Origin of the sequence: Burkholderia sp. LFS061 (genome assembly GCF_047978125.1) — a bacterium.
In the GTDB taxonomy this organism is placed as follows: domain Bacteria; phylum Pseudomonadota; class Gammaproteobacteria; order Burkholderiales; family Burkholderiaceae; genus Burkholderia; species Burkholderia pyrrocinia_C.
Genome location: NZ_JBFPFS010000007.1, coordinates 217,180 through 238,860 on the forward strand (window position 1 = coordinate 217,180; position 21,681 = coordinate 238,860).

A 21,681-nucleotide genomic window follows, 5' to 3' on the forward strand; every position below is an offset into this window, starting at 1 on the left:
TCGACGCATGCCCCATAAACGGTTACCTTGCGATGCGCATCGCATGCGTCGGGCCGTTCATCGCTTACGACGCAGTCAATGCCGATGCCGGTGATGAATGTCCGGGAAATGCGCGTGACTATGCGTGATCGGCAGATGCACATGCGGATGCGTGTGCGGCTCGTTGCCATCGTACGGAAAGTCGTGCGTATGCTGGTGATGTTCGTCGTGCCGATGCCGGTGAGTATGCTCGAGCCGCTCGTGCGCATGCGTGTGTTCGTGCCGTTCGCGCACATGCAGCCAGATGCCGAGCGCCATCAGCGCGGCGGCGATCCAGAACGTCGCGGGCGGCAGCGCGGGCCAGATCAGCAGCGACAGCACCACGCCGAACAGCGGCGCGATTGAAAAATATGCGCCCGTACGCGCGCTGCCGAGATGACGCAGCGCGACGACGAACAGCACGAGGCTGATCCCGTAGCCGCCGAGCCCCGTCAGCATCGCGGCGGCCGTGACCGGTACGGCGGGCAGCGTTGCACCGGTCGCCAGCGCGATGCCGATGTTCACGGGCCCGGCGATCAGCCCTTTCACGCACGCGATGACCATCGCGTCGTTCGCGGCGACCTTGCGGGTCAGATTGTTGTCGATCGCCCAGCACAGGCATGCGCCGACGATCAGCAGCGCGCCGACCGGCACGCCTGCCCGGCCCGGTATCCACGACAGCAGCGCGCCGCCAGCGACGATCGCGATCATTCCGAGGAACACCTGCACATCCACGTTCTCGCGAAACACGACCCACGCGATGACGGCCGTCAGCACGCCTTCGAGATTGAGCAGCAGCGCGCTCGTCGCAGCCGGCGTGCTCGACAGCCCAAGCATCAGCAACGCCGGGCCGGCCACGCCGCCCGCAGCGATCGCGCCGGCCAGCCACGGCAGGTCGGCGCGCTGCAGCGGCGCGGCATCCGCGGCCGATGCGCGGCGGTTGCGCAACCCGCGCAGCAGGATCCCGATGCCGAGCCCGACGCCGCTGCCGAGATAGAACAGCCCGGCGACCATGAACGGCGACATTGCGCCGATCAGCGCCTTGGCGAGCGGTGTCGCGGCGCCGAACAGCGCGGCCGCGGCGAGCGCGACGAGAATCGCGGAATGTCTCTGGTTCATGATCCGGGTTGAATTGACGTAAAAAAAACGGTGGCCGTGGCTTCGAGTCGGTTCGTGTCGGAGCAAGCCTCCCGCACCTTTCGAAGTGCAAGCCGCATCGCGCTGAACAACCTGCGCGTGGTGTCACGATCCAGCCGGGATTATCGCTCGTCATCATGTCACGATGGCCGGACCGCGTCGTTCACATGCCGATCGACGATCCCGATATCGCTATTTTAGGAAACCGAATTATGTGATTGAAGTGCCATCGCAATCAGGCATGCGTACTATCCATGCGCAAACTTCAAAGTCGAAGCATCGCAGATGCAGCGCCGATTGACGGAATCTGTTCGTCCGGTTGCGTTGCCGGTCTGATGTCGCAGGGGGAGTGCCGGCGAGTCAACCGCCGGTGGAGGTAGTCCTGACCTGCCCCTTTCGAGGCAGGTCAGTCTGTCGTGTGATTCACAGCATGCGGCATGCATGCGGGTGAGCGCCGTACAGTCGACGGCGACGCGGTGCGGGTTACTCGTTTCCGGCCGTTTGCTGCTCGATCTGCTGCGCAACGTCGGTTTGAGCTTCCGCGTTCGCCGGTTCCGGCGCTGCTGCTGCGGCCTCGGCCTGCTGCTCGGCCTTCGGCTGCTGCTGCGCGCCCTTGGACGATTGCGCCGCACCCTTGCCGGGACGGCGTGCCTTCAGCCGACGCGCCCGTGCGGCGTCGTCATGCGTCACGCGCCCTGCTTCGTTGCCCTGCAGATCGACCCGCACCGCGTCTTCGACAAGGCACGACCAGTAGCGGTTGCCGCGGCACCACGTCGACATCGCTTCACGCAGTTCGGCTTCGTTGAGGCCCACGGCCTGAGCCTCGCGTGCGAGGTCGTCCCAGATGCCGACCTTGAGCGGTACTTTGGGGGCCGGATTCTTCGGGAACGCGCGCGGAAACTTCCGCTGCAGTTTGCCGATCGCAACGATGACCGGATCGACCGGCGCCGACGGCTTCGCCGAAGCGGGCTTCGCGCGGTGCTGCGCTTTGGCGCCGGCACCCGGTTTGGCCCCGCGGGCCGGCTGGTCGCCGGACTTCGGCTTCGCGCCGGCGTCCGTCGGCGCTGCAGGTCGCTTCGCGTTGCGCTCCTGCTTGGCCTTCGCTGCGAGCTGCGCCCGCAATTCGGCAAGTTGTTCAAAACCCATAAATTCAATCCACCAGGAATATAAGGTGTGGTTCGTGCGACCATTCCGCGCGACGCAAAAAGCTTCGCCGCCACGCGTGCGACCCGTCTGCCGCCGATGCGGAACACTACGGGGCCGCATCGCGCACGCCACTCTGTTTTCAGGCACCCGGCCACGATGCCGGACAAGGCAGGAGGGAAGTATACCGGTACGCGCGACGGCCGGCTGACTCGCCGGTCTGCATTTGCCCGATCCAGCGTGCGGAAAATGCGTCCGCGCGACCGCGTTGCGCATTATATGTATACGTTTCCGGAAGTCACGTCGTTCACAACCGTCGTCGAAAATCGGGCCAGTTGTGAGCGAAACGGTCGGCCCGACGGCGTCCGCTGATCGACGCCCGACGCGTGGTGTTACGCGTTGCGGAGCCGAAAAAGATCGTGCCGCGCGAGCGCATCGCCGGCCACGGCGACGATTCCGGATCGCGGACGGCGCCCCGGCGGCTGCATGCGAATCCGCGATCGCGACAGCGGGACGCACATGACGATGGATCGACGCAGCCTGTCGTGACATCCCGGGACGCCCATCGATTGCACCGGACCCATGCACGACTCGTTGCGTCCGCATCGATCGTGTGGCGTACGAAGGTGCCGGAAAATGCGTAGTATGGCCGGGTCAACGTCGTCGGCAGCGTACCTTGGCCCGTGCCTCGGCCCGTTTTGCGGCGTCCCCGGTCGGCCGGCGACATCCCTCTTGCCTGCTAAAAGAACCGGTTGTACGAAGCGGAGCGGATACATGGTTCTCCCACACGACATCCCGCACGACGGCATCACGCGCGAGGAGATTCACCATCGGCAGATCGACATGCGCGGTTATCGGCGCAGCGACGGCTTGTTCGAAGTGACGGCCTGCCTCGCGGACCGCAAGACCAGCGATTTCACGCCACCGGGCGGCACACGAACGGTCGCTGCGCTGTCTCCGATCCACGATCTCGGCGTGACGCTGGTCTTCGACGCCGACATGGTCGTACGCGCCGTATCCACGTTCATCCGGTCGCATCCGTATGCGCAGTGTCCCGGCGGCGGCGACTCGCTGCAGGCGCTCGTCGGACTGAGCATCGGTTCCGGCTGGAACAGCGAGATCCGCAAGCGTCTGCCGTCCTGCGATACGTGCACGCATCTGAAGGAATTGCTCGGCCCGGTCGCAACCACGGCCTATCAGACGATGGTCGGCGTGCGGCGGTCGTCGCTCGACGCCCGCGACCGCGAAGGCAAGCCGCTCAAGATCGACAGTTGCCATGCGTATGGCGCGTCGCGCGATCTCGTGAAACGTCTTTGGCCCGAATACCACCGGCCTGTGCCGACGGCAAAAGGAAGCTAAGGTCCCGGCATTCGGCCGGTTCGGCGTCTGCAGGATCGGTGACGCACATGGATGCGTGCGTTGTCTGCGCGGACCAGCGCGAAAGCTGCCGGTCCGAAATCAGAAGACGCCCAGCGCGAGTCCGGCGGCAAGGCCCGCGCCGAGTTCGGCGCAGCGCGCACGATCATCGTCGTCGATCGTCTTCGGCGCGAGGATGCGCTCAGGCGTCTGCGCGTGAGTACAGACGATCAGGCCTGGCGCCACGTTCTTCAATCGCCATCCGGTCGCAATCCGGTCTATCTGGCGCAGCGCGTTCTGTCCGTCGCTTCCCGCGCAGATCATTGCCGCGTACGGACGGCCGTTCACGCGATCGAGCGCCGCGTAGTAGCAGCGATCGAAAAAGTCCTTCATCAGCCCGGACATCGACGCAAGATTCTCGGGCGTCGCAAACAGGTATGCGTCGGCGGCCAGCACATCGTCTGCACTCGTCGCGTCCGCGCGCTGCAGCCTGACGTCGATGCCGGGTTGCTCGCGCGCCGCGTCGGCCGCCGCTTCGGCCATCTGTTGCGTGCCTCCGGTCATCGTGTGATAGACGATCAACAGCGTCTTCATTCGTAGTCGCTCGCGTCAGGCTTCAGGTGGGTCGGGGTATCGCCGGTTTCCGCTGGATGGACAGTCGTCGCGTGTGTGGGGGCGGTTGTGCGTTCGCTCTTGCGGATCAGTCGGTTTGCCGGCTCAGCGATGCCAAGCGTGCATCGATCGCGTGCATGACATCGACCTCGATTCGCGCATGATCTTCCTGATGTGCGGTCAATCCGGCGCGACGCGTAATGCGTCGCCGTCGTCCGGACGCGCGTAGTACGCGAGAAACATGTCGGCGGCCGATTCCGCGACTTTCTGTTGCTCCGGCGCCGTGAGCGGCGGCTGGCCCATCGTCACCTGCGGCCAGAATGCGAATGCCTTCACGACACCATGCAACTGATGCGCGGCAAACACCGGATCGGTGACCGACAGGCGGCCGGCCAACGCTGCCGCACGCACCCAGACCGTCAGGTCTTCCTCGCGCTCGCCGAGGCGTTCGACCATGTCGCGCGCACGCTCCGGCGAATGGATGGCCGCGCCGATCGCGACGCGCGCAAGTACGAGAAACGCATCGTCGTTCAGCAGGCGCAATTTGCGCTCCAGCAAGGCGAGCAGTTGCTCGCGCAGCGGCACGTCGGTGCGATAAGTCGGTGAGCTACCGGTTTGGGTCGCATCCCACAGCTTGTGCAGGATCGCGGCGAACAACGTTTCCTTGCCGGGAAAGTGGTTGTAGACCGTACGCTTCGACACGTCCGCGCGCGCAGCGATGCGATCCATGCTGGTTGCATCGTAGCCGGCAGCGAGAAATTCCTCGATCGCCGCGTCGATGATGGCCGCACGCTTTCGATCGGTCAGGCGTTGAGGGAGAGAGCTGGTATCCATGTGGAAATTTTACACCGCTCAGTTTACTTATCCCGGAAATAAACTACACTGTTCAGTGCACTTTTTCTTCGGACGAACCGACATGGCATCGCCTCTCGTTTTGATTCACCGCATTCTGGGTTTTGCAGCCGCCAGGCGCGGCCGCGCGCTGTCCGGCGGTTCGCCGCAGCACAATGGCGAGCGCTTCAGCAATGTTGCGCCGCGTCCCGTCGAAGGTATCGGCAAGACGCTCGGGATCGCCTGGAACATGCTGTTCACCAAGCCGCGCAATACCGTGCCGGCTGGCGCGCTGCCCGTCGATTTGCTGACTCGTGCACAGCTCGACGCGGCGCCCGATCGCAGCCTGTACCGGCTTGGCCATTCGACGCTGCTGCTCAAGTTGCGTGGAGAATTCTGGCTGACCGATCCCGTGTTTGCCGAGCGTGCATCGCCGTTTCGGAATGTTGGCCCCAAGCGCTTCCATGCGCCGCCGATAGCGCTTGAAGATCTTCCGCCGCTACGCGGTGTGATCCTGTCGCACGATCACTACGATCACCTCGACCGCGAAACGGTGCTCGCGCTCGCGGCCACCACCGGCGTGTTCGTGACAACGCTGGGCGTCGGCGACCGCCTGATCGAATGGGGCATCGACGCTAAGAAGGTCCGTCAGCTCGACTGGTGGCAGAGCGTCGACGTGGCCGGCCTGACGCTGACCGCAACACCCGCGCAACACTTCTCCGGGCGCAGCCTGTTCGACGGCAACAGCACGCTGTGGGCGTCGTGGGCCATCGTCGACGACAACCTGCGCGTGTTTTTCAGCGGCGACACGGGCTACTTCGACGGGTTCCGTACGATCGGCGAGCGCCTCGGGCCGTTCGACGTGACGCTGATCGAAACGGGCGCATACGATGCGCAATGGCCGTACGTGCACATGCAACCGGAAGAAACCGTTCAGGCGCATATCGATTTGCGCGGGCGCTGTCTGATCCCGATCCACAACGGTACATTCGATCTCGCGATGCATCGCTGGCACGAGCCGTTCGAGCGAGTAACGGCGTTGTCGATCGTGCGCGGCATCGAGTTGTCCACGCCCAGAATGGGCGAGCGCCTCGATCTCGACGAGCCGCATCGAGGTGAGCGGTGGTGGCGCACGGTAGACGAGCACGCGAACGCGGCGGCAGCAACGAAATCGCGCAGGTGGCAATTTTGCGCGTCGCAAGCGACGAAATAGGTTCGCCTGTCGTTACGTCTTTCGTGCGGAAGCGCGGCGGTGCCGCGTTTCCGGCCATCGCGTTTTCGGGGCAGTTGTTCGTTGGCGGATTGTCTGCCGATACGATCACCTGGATCGGAAATGATGCACGCAGCGCCGCCCGATAGCTTCATTCAACAATACGGGGCACCGGTTGACCGACCGCGGCAGCAGGCTTCGGCAAACACGGGCGGATCGCATCTGCAAATTCGCACGAAACCGGCGAGTGCCTAGCTGCAGCCCCTTTCGAATCTACGTTTCCATCGCAGGAAAGTGCCTACACATCCGATAGGCTGCATGATTGCCCACGGCTTCGGCCTCGTCATTCTGGGCAAGAATCGGGCAATTCGTGGGCGCTGACCTTATATCGACCAGTTCAACCGCCTTATGTTCGACAGGTCGTCACGAGTCGATGGGTTCGCACGCAAGTTTAGATAGACGGCTCAATCTTCCATCATTACTTCCACCAGTTCACCGACATGAGCCCGCAGAAGAATAGATGTGACCTTGCTGTTCAACCGATTTGCAACGGCAGATGAGCCGTCGGTCGCCCCCAAGAATTCCACAACCCTTTGTAGTATCGCGCGATCGGTGAAAAGCGTTGTCACGTGACAACTCGCGCCGGACATCAGATCAGTGACTCGGCGAGCGATCGTCGTGCACCGGACCAACACTCACTGGACGTTGTCTACGATAGCGCTCGGCGCAAAATGTATCAAACACCACCAATTACGTATCAATTACAACATAATTCACCACCCAACTCCTGGACGACGTCAGTAGCGCATGACAAATTCATGCGCCCCCAATTCCAAGGAGGATCGGGCGTGTTTTGCGTGAAACAACATGAAGAATATGGCGCAAACCATTGCTGGATAAGGATTTCTGGCAGAACCCCATTTTTTGCGAATGTTTCACGATTCAACTCGGCTGGACCGGCAGGCGACCTTTGGCGTAGTGATTTGCCTTCATTCCTGTGCCGACCGTTGTCAGACTGCTAATAGATATGGAATGCGGGATACGCCGTTGCGCCGGTTGTAGCGCTGGAAGATACAGCGAAACCTCGCACCCCTCGCCTGCCGGACTATGCGCGCACCACGTCGGCGATGGCCACATCATTAAATGGGGCCATATCATGATGCGTTAATGATTGTCTGCCCTTGAGTGCGACTCACCAGGCGATCAGGGCATTCAGCCACCACGAGAATGTCGGGCATCGCCGCCGCCGGTCCTGACGACCGGGACGAATGCCGCCTCAATCTTCGGCGAAGACACTTGCCTCTGACGACTGCGACGGCCGTCCTGCCGTTTTCTATGATGCCCGGGCTGCCTTTGTTGTCACGTGACAACTTCTCGGACAGAACATCTACCAACTGAACGCTGCAACAGGAACTATCTATAAATTCGATCCGCTTTGATCCGCTTGACGCATCTAAATTTGACCGATCGTAACCGTTATCGAGAAATTAGCAACGCCGCTGCGTTACAGCCTAGTTGCTTGTCACGTGACAACTCCCTAGGCAAGCAATTGAGCCTGCCACCGGCTTACGCTTATTATCGAGCGTTGATTGACATAACCGAAATCCACATCCCAATCGAATCAAGTTCTTCCTGTCGACACGCAACATCGACTGCGACCAATTCCCGGCGACTTGTCACGTGACAACTACGCCCCTCGACGATATCCGCGAACCGGCCAATCAGATTCGCAAGGGGTTCTGTTGGCACCAAAGGCACTGCCATTCCACAAGTCTCTGCGATCGAGTTTCATCACCGACGCCAATGACAGTCGAATTTCCTTCAACCCTTTGTGCATTCTTCGTGACCGCAATCGACAATTTTATTTTTACTCGATCATCACTCACGATTGGTTCGTTAACCGTTCGACCTACTTGTCACGTGACAACAACAACGATCTCCAAGACATGCATCAATCCGAACACTTTTCTGGACATTTCGATAACAACTGAATATATTACGCAAAACTCCTTGGAGGAATTTAATGGCTTTCAAGATCGCCGTCAGTAATCAAAAAGGTGGTACTGGAAAGACAACCATCTCCGTCAACATCGCGGCTGCGTTCGAGGCCGGTGGCAACAAGGTCGCGTTGATCGATGCCGACCCTCAAGGCACTTCCGTTCGGTGGGTGACGAGCGGTGAGAACACCTTGCCGATGACGGTCCTTTCGCTGGCCCCCGCCGGTCGCGGCATCGGCGGCGAGATCAAGAAGCAGGACGCAAACTTCGACGTGATCGTCGTCGACTGTCCGGGCAACCTCGAAGATCCGCGCATCGCGTCCGTGCTCGAAGTCGCCGACTTCTGCCTCGTGCCGCTGTCACCGTCGCCGGCGGACCTGTACAGCACCGTCGCGATGATTCGCATGATCGAGTCGATGCGAGCCGTTCGTAACCCGAATCTTTCTTCCGCATTAATGCTGAATAGTGTTAATGGAAAAACTAAAATGCGTGAAGAAATTTTAAAAATTCTAAGAGCCGAAGAAATAGGGGAGCATTTGCTCGACAGCCAGATCGCCCAACGCGAGGTCTACCGTCAGACGTTCGCACTCGGCACCACGATCCATCATCACAATCGATACCTGAAGGGGCTGAAGGAAGCCCGCGCGGAAATCGAAAGGCTGGTCACGGAAATGGCCCAATACATCGCGTCGACGCGCGCTACCGGAGCCGCCCATGGCTAAAGACACATCGAAAGACAAGAAGCCGACCGGCAACCTGCATCTCGCGGCCGGCCTGTTGCGCGGGCTCGCGCAGGAAAACGCTGCACTGGAAACCCGCTTGCCCGAGCCGCCGGCTGCACCGAACGTCGTCGACGCGACGCCCGCCGCCGTGCCCCCGGCCGCGGTCGCACCCGCCGGCACACCGGATCTTGGCGCGCCGCAGAAGGTACTGGTCAAGGACTGCATCCCGAACCCGTTCAACCCGCGCGTGTTCTATTCGGAGTCGAGCCTGCACGAACTCGCGCTGACATTGAAACGGGAAGGGCAGATCGAGCCGATCAAGGTCACGCGGCTCCCGGAGTTTCCCGGCAAGCTCGTCGTGATCGACGGGCAACGCCGGCTGCGCGCGACGAGCATCAACGGCGACGAAACCATCAACGCCACGTTCCGCACGGACCACACGCCCGAGCAGCTCTATACGATCGCGTATCGGGCGAACCACGATCACGAACGCCAGACGATCTTCGACGATGCGGTCGCATGGAAGCGTCTCCTCGACGAGAAGGTCTTTCAGGACCAGAACACGCTCGCGGAGAAGATCGGCAAGGACAAGGCATCGATCAGCAAGACGCTATCGCTCAACGCACTGCCCAACACGCTGCTGGAGCGGATGGCCAGCGCGAACGACGTGGTCGGCCTGCAGGCAGCGTACTTCCTGAAGCTGATCTTCGAGCGCCTGGGCGAACCGACGGCCGACCGGCTGCTCACGGCCGTGATCGACCGGAAGAAATCGGTCCGCGATCTCGAGAATTTCCTGCGTGCGCAGAGTGACGACAACAAGAAAGCGGGACGCACGCGCTACAGCGTTCGTCACGACTTCGCGCTCGAATCGCAAGCGATCGGCCAGTTGAAGACCTACCCGGACGGGCGTCTGGACCTGCAGCTCAAGGGCGTCGACACGTCCCACCAGGAAGCGCTCGCCGACAGGCTCAAGACCGTTATCGACGCCTACGTCGCCGAGCTGGCAGCCGCCACGCAGAAGTAACGCGCCCAAGCAAAAGGCCTCGCATCCGCGTTGCGCCGCGAAACCGGACGATGAAGTCCGGCGCATGACGCCCGCCCGGTTGCGAGGCCTTGTTCAGTTGCTTGCGAGACTGCTTTTGAGCAGGAACTCCAGCAGGTCGTCCGAGGTCGGTTCGCCCCAGGTATCCAGCGCCAGCCATCGGAAAAAGCTGGTCTGCGCGAGCTTGCTCGCCTTCTTCTTCGGCGACAGCGTGAGATCCTTCGAGCCCGCCACCGTCTCGTTGTAGCGATCGATCAGCTTGGTCTGGTCGTCGATCTCCAACTCGCGGAAATACGCGCCGGCTTCCTCAACCTTCGCCGCCAGATATTTGTCGCGAATCTGCTCCTGCTTGCTCTGCGCGGATTCCTTCGCCGGTGCGGCCGCTTCGGTTCCCTGCCCGTCGGCCAGCGTGTAGCCGTGCGTCAGCGCCTTGCGGAAATACGCGGCCACGTTGTCGACCGGCGCCGCGTTCTTCTTCGTAGTCCGATTGAGCGTATAGGCAATCGCCGCCTTGATGCGCTGCACGCCGTATTGCGTGATCAGCCGGCGGGCTTCCGAACGCGGAATGCCGAACTTCGCGACCTCCTCGACCAGCGCTTCGTTCTTGACGTCGCCGTCTTCGACCGTATCGGCACTCTGCTTGCGCGTCACCTTGAACTGAACGGCTTCCACGCTGCGGCCGGACTTGTGTTCGATCAGCTCGAGCGTGTGATCCGATACTTCGTTCACCTCCTGAATGCACGGCACCAGGACCTTGCTCTTGAACAGCTTGTATTCCTTGTACGACTGCGACGCTTTGTCCTGGCCGAGAATGAGGTCGCGGAATTTCGGCAGCGGAATCTTCGCGGTGATGCCGATCCCTTCGTAGCGCACCGTGTTTTCCCACAGCGCGAGCGAGTGTGAGCGCCGGAATTCGCGGGCGATCCGCATATCGATCAGCGCGTAGATTTCCGGATTGAGCAGCTCGCTGCGAATCTGGTCGGAGAAGCTGTACTTCAGCACCGATTGCTCGAGCTCCGCGCCCGCGAGCAGGCCCGACGCTTTCCAGACCGTCGAACGGTCCGCGGCCAGGTAGTCCCAGTTGACGACGGTACTGATCAGCGAGTTGACCGTGTCCTTCACGTACTTCGTGTTGTTGCTGTTCAACCCGCTCTCGTGCGAAAGCGAGGCGATCGAGATCGAGAAGCTCGTTCGACCCGGCTCGAACGCCTCCTGCCGAAGCGCGTTCTTGATCAGCGAGCTGAACATCTTGCGCTGCTGCAGACCGATCTTTCCCGACTTGGGCGCGATATGAATCGCCTGGACCGCCTTGCGCAGCAAGTCGGGAGGCTCGGGTGTCTGAAACAGTGAAACCTGTTTGTCTGAGCCTTTGCTTGCGGGCTTGCGCGGCATCGTGATGTCCGGATAAGGTGACCTTGTTGAGAGCGGACTTTATACCTTCTCACGCCGTAGAGCAACGCCCTCGCTCCAGCATCACTTGCAATATCACGGCTAACCTTCAGATGCAAAAGGGAAATTCGTGATGAAGCAATCTGCGCGGGGCCCCATATCCATCTACCTTTTGGCCAAAAAACCTCCCACAAGAAGCTACCTTTCGGGTCCGGCTACAGAAACCCGGCACGAGATTTGCCCTAGGGAAGGTACCCATCCATGGGGGCAAACGAGCGGAATCGCGATCGACGACCGGATTCCTGGTGCCTTGCAACACGCGGCCGTTTTTCTCCCATAACGGGCTACCTTCATCGACTCCCATGGACGGCTACCTGTCGGCAGCCTTCGACATGGGCAATTGCGTTACTTTCGGCCTCGAAGGGAGAAATCGCTCCCATAAACGGCAACCATTCGGTTATCCCATAAAAGGTTACCTGTCCGCGACATCGATCCTGTCTATGGGAGCAGCCAGCAGAGGGGTCCTGGTGAAACACGCTCGACCGGCCCGATTGACCACCCATAAAAGGTTACCATCGAGAGACACCATAAACGGCTACCTGAAAAAAATCACTGTGGACGCAAGCACTTACGGATCAAAAAAAACGCCCCATAAAAGGCTACCTGCCTGCGTTCCCATAGACGACTACCCATCTTGTTTTCAGGCTGATTTCCCATAACCGGGTACGCTTGCCCCATATCCACAGCCCCGATTCCCCACAACCCGGTACCCAAAACCCCAAATCCACAGACCTGAAACCCCAAACCCTTCCACCTGTGCTCCCATAAATGGGTACCGAACACCGGCCAAAGCCTTGTGGAATAAGGCTGTGAGCCGTCTAAAAGTAGTTAAAGAAGTAAACGTGGTTTACCAAAGATGTAAACACACGTGTGCTGTCACAGAAAGACAAGCCCCATAAACCGCTACCCATGGGATCTGTCCATGGTTCGTCAAGCATCCCGCCGCTTCGATTCAGGCCTGCTGGACAGAGCCTGAGGCCTTGATGGAACAAGGCCTCAGGCCCGACAACGTTTCCCGGGGAGGTAAGTGCCCACTCACAACACCTAAAAGTAGAAACCTATGGGAGGAAATCGGGCGAAGATCACCGGTTTCCGCATTCAGGTTCCCATCTATGGGACCGAAAAGCCGGGGCCGCGACGACCCGCGCTCCTGTGATCGACAGCCAAATCGGACCAGCGACCGAACGCACGAACATCGTCAGTTTCACCCACAGCAGTTCGAAATCACCCTGGACGGCACGCGAATGGCTTTTTGTACTCATGCTTCCCGTTCGGTGGACAAGTTTTTTGCCGGTCGTCTATCGACGCTTCTCGTTACATTTAGCCTGTGGACTGTGCACAGAGGAAATAGACGCGGCTTGCTTCTCCGCCCCGAGGTCCCGCAACTTTCTACCTTTGGATCGACCGAAGAGTAACGCTGTGCTCTTGAATGGCAACTACCAAGCCGCACAGGTCGCCGGCTCCTGGGCCGATCTCGTGAGAGTTACGAGCCAACGTGAAGATGCTGCCGCTGAAGAAGCTCACCGCAATCGAATTCGAATAACGATCCCGAACATTCTCACCGTCAGAAACTTCCTGATCCCGGAAAAGCTCACCGGCGACGCGTCCCACAGGTATATGCAAGCCGTGCAGCCGCGGCATCCGCACGGGATACTCGACGGCCAAAATCGTCGAATGAAAAATCTGTGGCCCGCGCGCGTTGCCTGAAGTGTTCACGACCAGAGTCGGGCCGGCTGACAAGCGTTGTCGCGGCATCAACACGACGCGCAACGTGTGCCGGACGGAGTATCGCAATGCTTGTGCGGCTCCCCCCGCGCATTCGTGAGGGGGTTCCGGTCAACGTCCTCACCCTATGCCGAGCGTCTACCCATTTCGCTATACACACCAGACGACGTCGCCTTCCGGTGCGGTAACACGAGACGATCGCATCGATCACCGGACGAACCGAATCGTGATCGTTTATGGGAGAACCCGTCGCTGGAGCCGCGTCGAGCGGCAACGTTGCACACAGATCGACAACTATCGCGGTGATTGCGCTTCGTGTGATGAAGATCACGGCAAGCATGAGCGTGCTGCTAACACCACCTATGAAACAGCAATCGGCATGCGAGCTGGACACGACGATACGAATGTCATCGGAATCGCAGCCTCGCATCACGCCATGTGATCGATCTTCATCACCGAAGCGTGCTGTACGTCCGACGTTGCCGCTGTCTCGACCGCGCGATCTTCACCGCGCGCCGAAACGCGATGTACCGTCCCTGCCTCTTCCGCGCGACGGTAGAGCAACATCCCTGTGTTCTCCCATACGTGTATCCCCAACTCCGTTTGCACGTTGGCGCCACATTTTTCACGACGCGGTTATGATGCACAGGTCCCGATCGCGACATGACGACCGATCAGGACAGGGGCGGTATCTCGATGGTCTTTCCAACCGTGATAATCATCAGAAAAGAGAGTTCAGCGATGCGAATCCAGATCAGAAAACTCACGCTGGCTGCTACCGCAGCCGCGTTCCTGTTCGGCTCGGCAGTTCCTGCATTTGCCCAGACCGACGCCGCCAGCGCGCCTGCTGCACAGGACGCCAAGGCGGCGAAGAGCCAGGCACGCAAGGCGGCCAGGGCTCAACGCAAAGCGGAGCGCAAGGCTGCGCGCGCGAAAAACACCGCCGAGCTGAAGAAACTCGAAGACGCTGGTTACAAGCCGGCGGCCAACGACCCGAACTATCCGCAGAACCTGCAGAACGCGGAGAAGAAAGCCGCCGGCGCAAGCCAGTAAGCGCCGTTCGGGGGCAAGCCGCGATACGATCCGCGGCTTGCCGCGTGCATCGCGGTCACGCGATGCACGTCAAAAGCAGAATGCCGCTCATGAACGAGCGCAAACCCGATCCGCGCATTTGTGCTATTTAATTCGGAATCCTGCATTGAATGGCGGGCACGACCGGCAGGTCGATACGGTCAGTGCTGCGCGCCCGATGCGGCTGCGTTCCCCGTCACCTTCAGCCAGTTCTTGAATGCACGCACCGCCTCGTCGTCCGCGCGCGCGGACGCCACATACGTGAAGTAGCGCCACGGCGGCAGAGCCGGTTCGCTGAACGGCTGCACGAGCCGGCCTTCGGCGATGTCGTCCGCGACGAGCGCGATCGGCCCCATCGCGACGCCGAGTCCGTCGAGTGCGCCTTGCAGCGTCAGGTAGAAATGCTCGAGCGTGAGCGAATGTCGCGGCACGAGATTCGGATGCCCGGCCGCCGCGAGCCATTCGGGCCACATGCCGGGATAGGTCGCCGCGTGCAGCAGCGTGAAGCCGGCGAGATCGGCGGGCGTATGCAACGGCCGGCCTTCCAGCAGCTTCGGCGCACACACCGGCAGCCGGACTTCGGACAGGAATTCCTCCGCGACGTAACCGTCGATGGCTTGCGGGCCGCCTCGAACGATCAGGTCGACCTTGTCGCGCAGTTTCTCGATCGGCTCGTTCGACGTCGACAGCCGTACCGCGATCGTCGGATGGGCGACCTGGAACGACGACAGCTTCGGCACGAGCCAGCGCAACGAAAACGTCGCGGGCGCGCTGACGCGCAGCACGCGCTGCTGCGCGTGGCCGAAGTGCTGCGCGGTGGCGAGCGCGATCCGGTCGAACGACGCACCGACTTCGGCGAGATACGCACGGCCGGCGTCGGTCAGTTCAACCCGCCGGTTGTGGCGTTCGAATAGCGGCCGTCCGAGCCACGCCTCCAGTTGCTGCACGTGCCGGCTGATCGCGCCGTGCGTCACGCACAGCTCGTCGGCGGCAAGCGTGAAGCTGCCGAGTCGGGCGGCTGCTTCGAACGCGCGTAGCGAATTCAACGGAGGAAGACGTCGGGCCATTGCATCGTTTCACGTGAAATTTACTCACGCGATAGTTCAGGTTTAATCGTTTGATCGGGCGATCCAGCTCCGCCAATATGGCACACAAACGGCCGGCTCGGCCGAACGAGTGTCTGAATTTCTCACATGGAGTGCGGAGCATGCCGAACGTGGTGGTCGTGGGTGCCCAATGGGGTGACGAGGGCAAGGGGCGCGTCGTGGACTGGCTGGCGGCTCAGGCCGACCTCGTCGCACGCTACAACGGCGGCCACAACGCGGGCCATACGCTGGTCGTCGGCGGCAAGACATACAAGCTTGCGCTGCTGCCGAGCGGCATCGTGCGCGGCAAGCGCGGTGTGATCGGCAACGGCGTGGCGCTCGATCCGGAAGCGCTGCTCGCGGAGATCGCGCGGATGGCCGAGCTCGGACTATCGGTGACGCCGGACAACCTGTCGATCGCCGAGAACGCGACGCTGGTGCTGCCGATTCACCGCGCGATCGACCAGGCGCAGGAGCGCCTGCGCCGCGAACCGATCGGTACCACGCTGCGCGGGATCGGGCCGGCTTACGAGGACAAGGTCGGGCGTCGCGGGCTGCGCGTCGGCGATCTCGCGGAACCCGGCCGGCTCGCCGACAAGCTCGACGTGCTCGTCGACCATCACAACGCGTGGTTCCGTGGCCTGGGGCTCGACGAGTGTTCGCGCGACGCGATGCTGGCGACGCTCGTCGATCTCGCGCCGAAGATCCTGCCGTTCGTGCGTCCCGTCTGGGCCGACCTCAACGACGCGACCGACCGCGGCGAACGCATCCTGTTCGAGGGTTCGCAGGCCGTGATGCTGGACATCGACTGGGGCACGTATCCGTTCGTGACGTCGTCGGGCACTGTCGCATCGGCGGCAGCGGCCGGCACGGGCCTCGGCGCGTCGAAGCTCGGCCACGTGCTGGGCGTGACCAAGGCGTATGCGACGCGTGTCGGCGGCGGCCCGTTCCTCACCGAGTTGACCGATGCAACGGGCGAAACACTACGCGCACGCGGGCAGGAATTCGGCGTCAACACCGGCCGGCCGCGACGCTGCGGATGGCTCGATGCCGCGCAGTTGCGCCAAGCGGTCAGGATCTCGGGCATCGATTCGCTGACGCTTACCAAGCTCGATGTACTCGACGGTTTCAAGTCGATCGAGCTGTGCGTCGGCTACGAACTCGACGGCGCGCGGGTCGACCATCTGCCCGCGAGCCTCGACGCGCAGTCGCGCGCGAAGCCGGTCTACGAACGGTTCGACGGCTGGCATGGCACCGTGAAGGGCGTGCGCGAGCGTGCGGCGCTGCCGCGCGCCGCACAGGATTTCATTGCGCGCATCGAAGCGGTCGCGGGCGCGCCGGTATCGATGATCACGACGGGTGCGGAGCGCGACGACACGATCGTGTTGCGTAATCCGTTCGATGCGGCGGCCGCCGCGTAACGTGCCGTCGATGGCGTAAATCGCGGATCGGCATCGTGGTCGCCGGGTAGTTTTTGCCGACCCGACGTAGTTTGCGTGCCGGCGTGTTCGATCGCGTACACGCCAGGCCCGGACGCGGCGCGAAGGGCGGCTCCACGATACGATTCGGCGTCCGGATCACGCCGCACACGGCGAACTGGACACGCCTGCAGCGCTGCTGTACTGTTCCGCACAATTCGCGCCAGACCGGCCTGCGCCGGCGCCGTCGGCACCACGGCCGCACGGCGGCGCGCCGTGATCTCAATCCCGGGGACAGGCCGATGGACACGTTACAGATGATGCGCATTTTCGTCCGGGTCGCGGAGGAGAGCAGCTTCACGAGCGCGGCCCAGCGCCTGGACATCACGACGGCATACGCATCGCGTTCTGTCGCGCAACTCGAAACGCATCTGCGCACGCGTCTGCTCAACCGCAGCACGCGCCGCATCGCGCTGACCGACGCCGGGCAGCGCTATCTCGATCGTTGCCAGCGCATCCTTGGTTATATCGACGAAGCGGAAGCCGAGGCGGCGGACGCACAGGCGAAGCCGTCCGGACGGCTGCACGTTCACGCGACGACGAGTTTCGGCCAGGCCTATGTGGTGCCCGCGGTCGTGCGCTACCGGCAGCGCTATCCGTCGGTCGCGGTCGAGCTGACGCTGTCGCAGCACGTGCCCGACATCATCGACGAAGGTTACGACGTGTCGCTGCAGTTGAGCACGACGGAGCTGCCCGATTCGGGGCTCGTGTCGCAGCGGCTCGGCGAGGTGCACAGCGTGCTGTGCGCGTCGCCCGCGTATCTGAAGGAGCGCGGCACGCCGCGCACGGTGCGCGAGCTCGAAGGGCATGCGTGCCTGCAGATCGTCACGCCGGTGTTCCCGCGCGATCGCTGGCATCTCGACGGCCCGGACGGTCACGAGACGTTCGACCTGCCGTTGCCCGATTTCCAGGTGAACATCGCCGATGCGCTGGGTGCCGCACTGCGCGCCGGCCTCGGGATCGGCTCGCTGCCGATGTCGTCCGCACTGCCCGCGCTCGCGAGCGGTGCGCTGGTGCGCGTGCTGCCCGAATACCGGTTGCAGAAGCTGACGGTCTACACGCTGTACGCTTCGCGTCAGTATCTCGACGCGAAGATCCGCACGTTCATCGATTTCCTGCGCGAATGCGTGCCCGAAATGCTGTCCGCCGACGAGGCCGCGCTGAATGCGTCCTGCAAATCCTGAGTCGGCACTGCCGCTGTTCATATGCGCGTTTTGCTCCGGTAAATGAAATAATCCGTAGTCCTGCATTTAAGGCAGACGTCGACGATGCGATCGCGATCGATCCGGTAAACGACGCCCCCGGCAACCAGCACGTCCTTGTGAAATCGCTTGCTTTCGATATCGAACATGGTTGGTTCGATGCGCGGTGCCAACTTCCTGGAATCGGTTCGACCTGCTTCATCGCGTTCGCGCGGCGGTGCAGCCGGCCCAGTATTCGCTCAACGGCGGAACGGCAGCGCGACGTCGTCCGGAAGCGGGTACACGTACGGCCGGCCGCCACGCCGCTCGACGGTACCCGGCAAACAAAAACGCCACGGATGAAAGTCCGTGGCGTTTCTCTTTGCGTCGGCTTATCGCGAGCGCGTCGATCGCGTATTACTGCGGCTTCGCCCAGAGCGTGCGGCCGAAGAACGTAAGCGTGCGATCCCACGCGATTTGCGACCACACTGGATCGAACTGCGTGCCGGCGATGCGGCCGGTGCCGACGGCCGTTTCGTTCGCGAATCCGTGATGCGCGAGATAACGATGGAATTCGACACCGACCTTCGCATCGGTCAGCTTCTTTTCCAGCGCGTCGACCTGGTCGATCGCGAAGAATGCATCCTGTGTGGCCCAGTGGCCCATCAGCGGCACGTTGAGCTTCGCCGGATCGAGGTAGTCGAGCGGCGGGAAGCCGTACCACGTGACGCCCGCGTCCGCGTCGGCGAACTGCAGCGACAACAGCGTCAGCGCACCGCCCATGCAGAAGCCCGTCACCGCGACGCGCGGAGCCAACGTCTTCAGATATGTGACGGCGCCGGGAATGTCCTGCGATGCGGCGTCGCCGAAATCGAGGCCGGTCATCAGGTGGTGTGCCTCTTCTTCCTCGACCGTCGACTTGCCGCGATACAGGTCGGGCACGAGCGCGAAGTAGCCGCAGCGCGCGAGGCGATCCGCGACGCCGCGAATCTGGTCGTTCAGCCCCCACCATTCCTGGATGACGACGACCGCGGGCGCGCCTTCGGTCTTTTCCGGCCTGGCGAGATAACCCTGTAGTTCCTGGCCGTCCGGGCGGCGAAACGTGATCATGGAACCGGATGCTTGAGACATGAAACCGCTCCTTTTCAAAAATGCGATGAGTACGGCAGCGGGCCGGCCAGCGGGCGCGGCGACGATCGGGCATGCAGGGCGTCGTGGTTTGCTCGCGTTCGTTTCGGCCGACACCGACCACGCGGCCATTCTATGCGCAAACGCCGGCTGCCTGCGTGAACGGCGCCGCGCGGCGCGCGATCGGCGGGGGCGTGTCAGTCGACGGTCGCGATCCGGTCACGGAGCGGATCACCGAAAAGCGAACACCCCGCGCCCGATGAACGGGAGCGGGGTGTTTCGTTTGCCGCGCGCGGATCGGAACGCGCCGTGTGCGTCGGGCTTACTGGCCGAAATACACGGAGTCGCGGCCATCCTGCTTGACCGCGATTGCGCGGCCGGCACGCACGCCGGCGGCGGCTTGTGCGCCGTAACCGGTTTCATCGGCGTTCGTTACGCGGGCCTGTGCCGTCTGCAGCGCGCGGGGGTAGTACTGATCGGAGACTTCGGGCTTGTAGCCGGCCTGTTCGAGCTGGACGAGTTCCGCGCGCACCTGGGCACGCGTCAACTGGCCCGACGGGTTCGATTGTGCGAATGCGCCATACGAGGCGGACAGGGCGGTTGCGGTGACGACAGCGTAGATGAACGACTTCATGATGACCTCCGGTTTCATTGATTTCGCGCTTCGCTTGTTGCGTTCAGTGGTTGATTGCATCGTAGCGATCGCGTTACCGGTCGGAAATACGCGTTCCAGCGAATAATTATTGCAACTGGGTAAACGATCCGCGGGGATTAGCGTTTTGGTCTGGTGATTGCGGGCATGCCGGAGGGCCTGTCGGTTCGCGCTGCACAGGGGCGTAAGGCGCAGCCGTTCGGGTCTCGATGTGATCGATCGACCAGCGGCCGCGTGACGATCAAGTGAATCGCATTCCGAAGTATTTGGGCGAGACGGTCGGCATGGCTCATGTACTTCCGCGTCACTTGGTCGGGGCCGCCTGACGCTTCCGATATTCGGTGGGCGTGATCCCGACGTGCCGGGTGAATGACCGCCTGAGCGTATCGACATTCGCGAAGCCGCCTTTCGCGGCGACCTGCTTCTGCGTGTCATGCGTGTTCTCGAGCAAATGACGAGCCGCCGTATTGCAGGCGCGCCTGTTTTTCGCCGGCGATGCGCAGCGTTACCGTCTCGGCGTCAATTTCAATCAGATTCCCGTGAACGCGCCGAAGTGTCTCTTAGTGGCCACGCCCCGTCGAAGCGTGAGCGAGAACGCTTCGCGAGCACCGCCGAGGGCGGAATCGCCTTAAATCAGTAAAAAAGTTGTTACGTAACAATCACCAGATGTTTCTCTAACTTTATATACTGAATAGCTGCATCACCTCACCCAGGCGAATCTTCGATTCGCAATCGCCGGAATCTGCTGCCAGACAGCCGGCCACATCCGCTGGCTCCTTCGCCGACGCTTGACGGACAGGCCACCACGGCTCTCCCAACCCGCCCCCACAAGTCATCGGCAAAACGCCTATAATGATTGGGCAAATTGCCGGAGAGAGGTCATGAGCAACATCGCTTTTCATCCTTCGGGTGTCGCGCATCCGCGTCAGGCCGAATTCACGATTCTCGAGCAGCTACTGGCGATCCGTGTCCGATCGGGTGCCGATCTTGCCGAGCTGGCGAGCGCGCGTGTCGACGTCTCGGTGATCGACCGGCTGTCGGAGCGCGGGCTGAAATCGGACGAACTGGCCTTCATCATCCCGCGCCGCACGCTGAGCCACCGTCGCCAGGCGCACGAACGCCTGTCGCCGGAGGAATCCGACAAGGCGATTCGCCTCGCGCGCATCGTCGCGCAGGCGACGGCCACGTTCGGCGACCAGGACAAGGCGATGGCGTGGCTGCGCAACGGGCTTCAGCGCTTCGGCGGCCGCACGTCGCTCGACATGGCGAGCACCGAGCATGGCGCGCGGCTCGTCGAAGAGGTCCTCACGCAGATCGACGAGGGGTACTTCGCTTGATGACGCTGTGGCGGATCAGCAATTACGCCGACCTGAAAGGCATCGGCGGGTTGCGCGCCGGCGGGCGCTGGCATTTTGCCGGACAGCCCGTCGTGTATCTCGCCGAGCATCCGGCACTCGCATTGCTCGAGACGCTCGTGCATTTCGAAATCGCCACCGTCGCGCAATTGCCGAGCGGATACCAGTTGCTTCGTATCGAGGTGCCGGAATCGGTGGACGTCGCCGAGATCGCGGAAGGCGACGCGCCGGACGACTGGCAAACGAACGTCGACTGGACCCGCAGCGCCGGCACCGAGTGGCTGCATACGCAGCCGAGCGCGCTGTTGCGCGTCCCGAGTGTCGTCGTGCCGCACGCGCACAACTTCCTGCTGAATCCGCTGCATCCGGCCGCGCCCGAGATTCGCGTCGCGGAAGTCATGCAATCGCCGTACGACACCCGGATTCTGCGGCTGATCGAGTCGAAGCCGGGCGAATAGAAAAAAAAGAACAGGGCCCATGCCGTGAGCT

Annotated in this window: 18 protein-coding genes and 2 pseudogenes; 11 read left to right on the forward strand and 9 right to left on the reverse strand. The window is 62.1% G+C overall.

The features are described from left to right. Positions 1 to 75: 75 nt before the first annotated feature. Both ACNQQL_RS09285 and ACNQQL_RS09290 read right to left on the reverse strand, forming a co-directional pair. The gene (locus ACNQQL_RS09285) at positions 76 to 1,137 is read right to left on the reverse strand and encodes a DMT family transporter (RefSeq protein ID WP_347063935.1); all 1,062 of its coding nucleotides are present in this window, start codon (positions 1,135 to 1,137) and stop codon (positions 76 to 78) included. Between the two features lie 501 nt (positions 1,138 to 1,638). Continuing rightward, the gene (locus tag ACNQQL_RS09290) at positions 1,639 to 2,301 is read right to left on the reverse strand and encodes a ProQ/FinO family protein (RefSeq protein ID WP_347063955.1); all 663 of its coding nucleotides are present in this window, start codon (positions 2,299 to 2,301) and stop codon (positions 1,639 to 1,641) included. A 771-nt stretch (positions 2,302 to 3,072) separates the two neighbouring features. Here ACNQQL_RS09290 and ACNQQL_RS09295 point away from each other — a divergent pair. Then, a complete protein-coding gene (locus ACNQQL_RS09295; protein ID WP_204420937.1) occupies positions 3,073 to 3,657 on the forward strand; it encodes a DUF2889 domain-containing protein in 585 nt (194 codons plus the stop codon). A 99-nt stretch (positions 3,658 to 3,756) separates the two neighbouring features. On the opposite strand, the gene ACNQQL_RS09300 is transcribed toward ACNQQL_RS09295, so the two are convergent. Both ACNQQL_RS09300 and ACNQQL_RS09305 read right to left on the reverse strand, forming a co-directional pair. Next, a complete protein-coding gene (locus ACNQQL_RS09300; protein WP_072440351.1) occupies positions 3,757 to 4,248 on the reverse strand; it encodes a flavodoxin family protein in 492 nt (163 codons plus the stop codon). 198 nt (positions 4,249 to 4,446) lie between these two features. Continuing rightward, positions 4,447 to 5,100 (reverse strand): TetR/AcrR family transcriptional regulator, encoded by a 654-nt coding sequence (locus ACNQQL_RS09305; protein ID WP_072440350.1) that lies wholly within the window; start codon positions 5,098 to 5,100, stop codon positions 4,447 to 4,449. Between the two features lie 82 nt (positions 5,101 to 5,182). Between ACNQQL_RS09305 and ACNQQL_RS09310 the strand changes: the two genes are divergently transcribed. From ACNQQL_RS09310 to ACNQQL_RS09320, 3 genes are all read left to right on the forward strand, one after another. Beyond that, a complete protein-coding gene (locus ACNQQL_RS09310) occupies positions 5,183 to 6,310 on the forward strand; it encodes an MBL fold metallo-hydrolase (protein ID WP_347063936.1) in 1,128 nt (375 codons plus the stop codon). 2,020 nt (positions 6,311 to 8,330) lie between these two features. Beyond that, the gene (locus tag ACNQQL_RS09315) at positions 8,331 to 9,026 is read left to right on the forward strand and encodes a ParA family protein (protein WP_006759638.1); all 696 of its coding nucleotides are present in this window, start codon (positions 8,331 to 8,333) and stop codon (positions 9,024 to 9,026) included. Next, a complete protein-coding gene (locus ACNQQL_RS09320) occupies positions 9,019 to 10,050 on the forward strand; it encodes a ParB/RepB/Spo0J family partition protein (RefSeq protein ID WP_347063937.1) in 1,032 nt (343 codons plus the stop codon). Before ACNQQL_RS09315 ends, ACNQQL_RS09320 begins: the two co-directional genes overlap by 8 nt. A gap of 93 nt (positions 10,051 to 10,143) precedes the next feature. Here the strand turns inward: ACNQQL_RS09320 and ACNQQL_RS09325 are convergent, their stop codons facing one another. Then, positions 10,144 to 11,460: a replication initiation protein gene (locus tag ACNQQL_RS09325; RefSeq protein WP_072440344.1), complete on the reverse strand. Its 1,317-nt coding sequence runs from the start codon at positions 11,458 to 11,460 to the stop codon at positions 10,144 to 10,146. A 1,482-nt stretch (positions 11,461 to 12,942) separates the two neighbouring features. Between ACNQQL_RS09325 and ACNQQL_RS09330 the strand changes: the two genes are divergently transcribed. Together ACNQQL_RS09330 and ACNQQL_RS09335 are read left to right on the forward strand one after the other, a co-directional pair. After that, entirely contained in the window at positions 12,943 to 13,224 is a 282-nt protein-coding gene (locus ACNQQL_RS09330; RefSeq protein ID WP_347063938.1) for a hypothetical protein, read from the forward strand. A gap of 759 nt (positions 13,225 to 13,983) precedes the next feature. After that, positions 13,984 to 14,295: a DUF4148 domain-containing protein gene (locus tag ACNQQL_RS09335; protein ID WP_347063956.1), complete on the forward strand. Its 312-nt coding sequence runs from the start codon at positions 13,984 to 13,986 to the stop codon at positions 14,293 to 14,295. Between the two features lie 179 nt (positions 14,296 to 14,474). Here the strand turns inward: ACNQQL_RS09335 and gcvA are convergent, their stop codons facing one another. Next, the gene (gene gcvA / locus ACNQQL_RS09340) at positions 14,475 to 15,380 is read right to left on the reverse strand and encodes a transcriptional regulator GcvA (RefSeq protein ID WP_347063939.1); all 906 of its coding nucleotides are present in this window, start codon (positions 15,378 to 15,380) and stop codon (positions 14,475 to 14,477) included. Between the two features lie 140 nt (positions 15,381 to 15,520). Between gcvA and ACNQQL_RS09345 the strand changes: the two genes are divergently transcribed. Beyond that, positions 15,521 to 16,819: an adenylosuccinate synthase gene (locus tag ACNQQL_RS09345; RefSeq protein WP_347063940.1), complete on the forward strand. Its 1,299-nt coding sequence runs from the start codon at positions 15,521 to 15,523 to the stop codon at positions 16,817 to 16,819. 299 nt (positions 16,820 to 17,118) lie between these two features. Continuing rightward, positions 17,119 to 18,060 (forward strand): LysR family transcriptional regulator, encoded by a 942-nt coding sequence (locus ACNQQL_RS09350; RefSeq protein WP_347063941.1) that lies wholly within the window; start codon positions 17,119 to 17,121, stop codon positions 18,058 to 18,060. Between the two features lie 414 nt (positions 18,061 to 18,474). Here the strand turns inward: ACNQQL_RS09350 and ACNQQL_RS09355 are convergent, their stop codons facing one another. The 3 genes and pseudogenes from ACNQQL_RS09355 to ACNQQL_RS09365 all read right to left on the reverse strand — a co-directional run. Next, the gene (locus ACNQQL_RS09355; RefSeq protein WP_204420930.1) at positions 18,475 to 19,188 is read right to left on the reverse strand and encodes a dienelactone hydrolase family protein; all 714 of its coding nucleotides are present in this window, start codon (positions 19,186 to 19,188) and stop codon (positions 18,475 to 18,477) included. A 319-nt stretch (positions 19,189 to 19,507) separates the two neighbouring features. Next, the gene (locus ACNQQL_RS09360) at positions 19,508 to 19,819 is read right to left on the reverse strand and encodes a DUF4148 domain-containing protein (protein WP_347063942.1); all 312 of its coding nucleotides are present in this window, start codon (positions 19,817 to 19,819) and stop codon (positions 19,508 to 19,510) included. A 322-nt stretch (positions 19,820 to 20,141) separates the two neighbouring features. Continuing rightward, positions 20,142 to 20,303: pseudogene (locus tag ACNQQL_RS09365) on the reverse strand (helix-turn-helix domain-containing protein); the annotation flags it as partial. Here ACNQQL_RS09365 and ACNQQL_RS09370 point away from each other — a divergent pair. From ACNQQL_RS09370 to ACNQQL_RS09380, 3 genes and pseudogenes are all read left to right on the forward strand, one after another. Next, positions 20,302 to 20,394: pseudogene (locus ACNQQL_RS09370) on the forward strand (catalase); the annotation flags it as partial. The pseudogenes ACNQQL_RS09365 and ACNQQL_RS09370 overlap by 2 nt on opposite strands. 324 nt (positions 20,395 to 20,718) lie before the next feature. Next, complete coding sequence (locus ACNQQL_RS09375; RefSeq protein ID WP_347063943.1) at positions 20,719 to 21,174, forward strand: antitoxin Xre/MbcA/ParS toxin-binding domain-containing protein; 456 nt, start codon at positions 20,719 to 20,721, stop codon at positions 21,172 to 21,174. Then, positions 21,171 to 21,650, forward strand: coding sequence for an RES family NAD+ phosphorylase (locus ACNQQL_RS09380; RefSeq protein WP_175963970.1), 480 nt, complete (start codon positions 21,171 to 21,173; stop codon positions 21,648 to 21,650). Before ACNQQL_RS09375 ends, ACNQQL_RS09380 begins: the two co-directional genes overlap by 4 nt. Positions 21,651 to 21,681 lie beyond the last annotated feature (31 nt).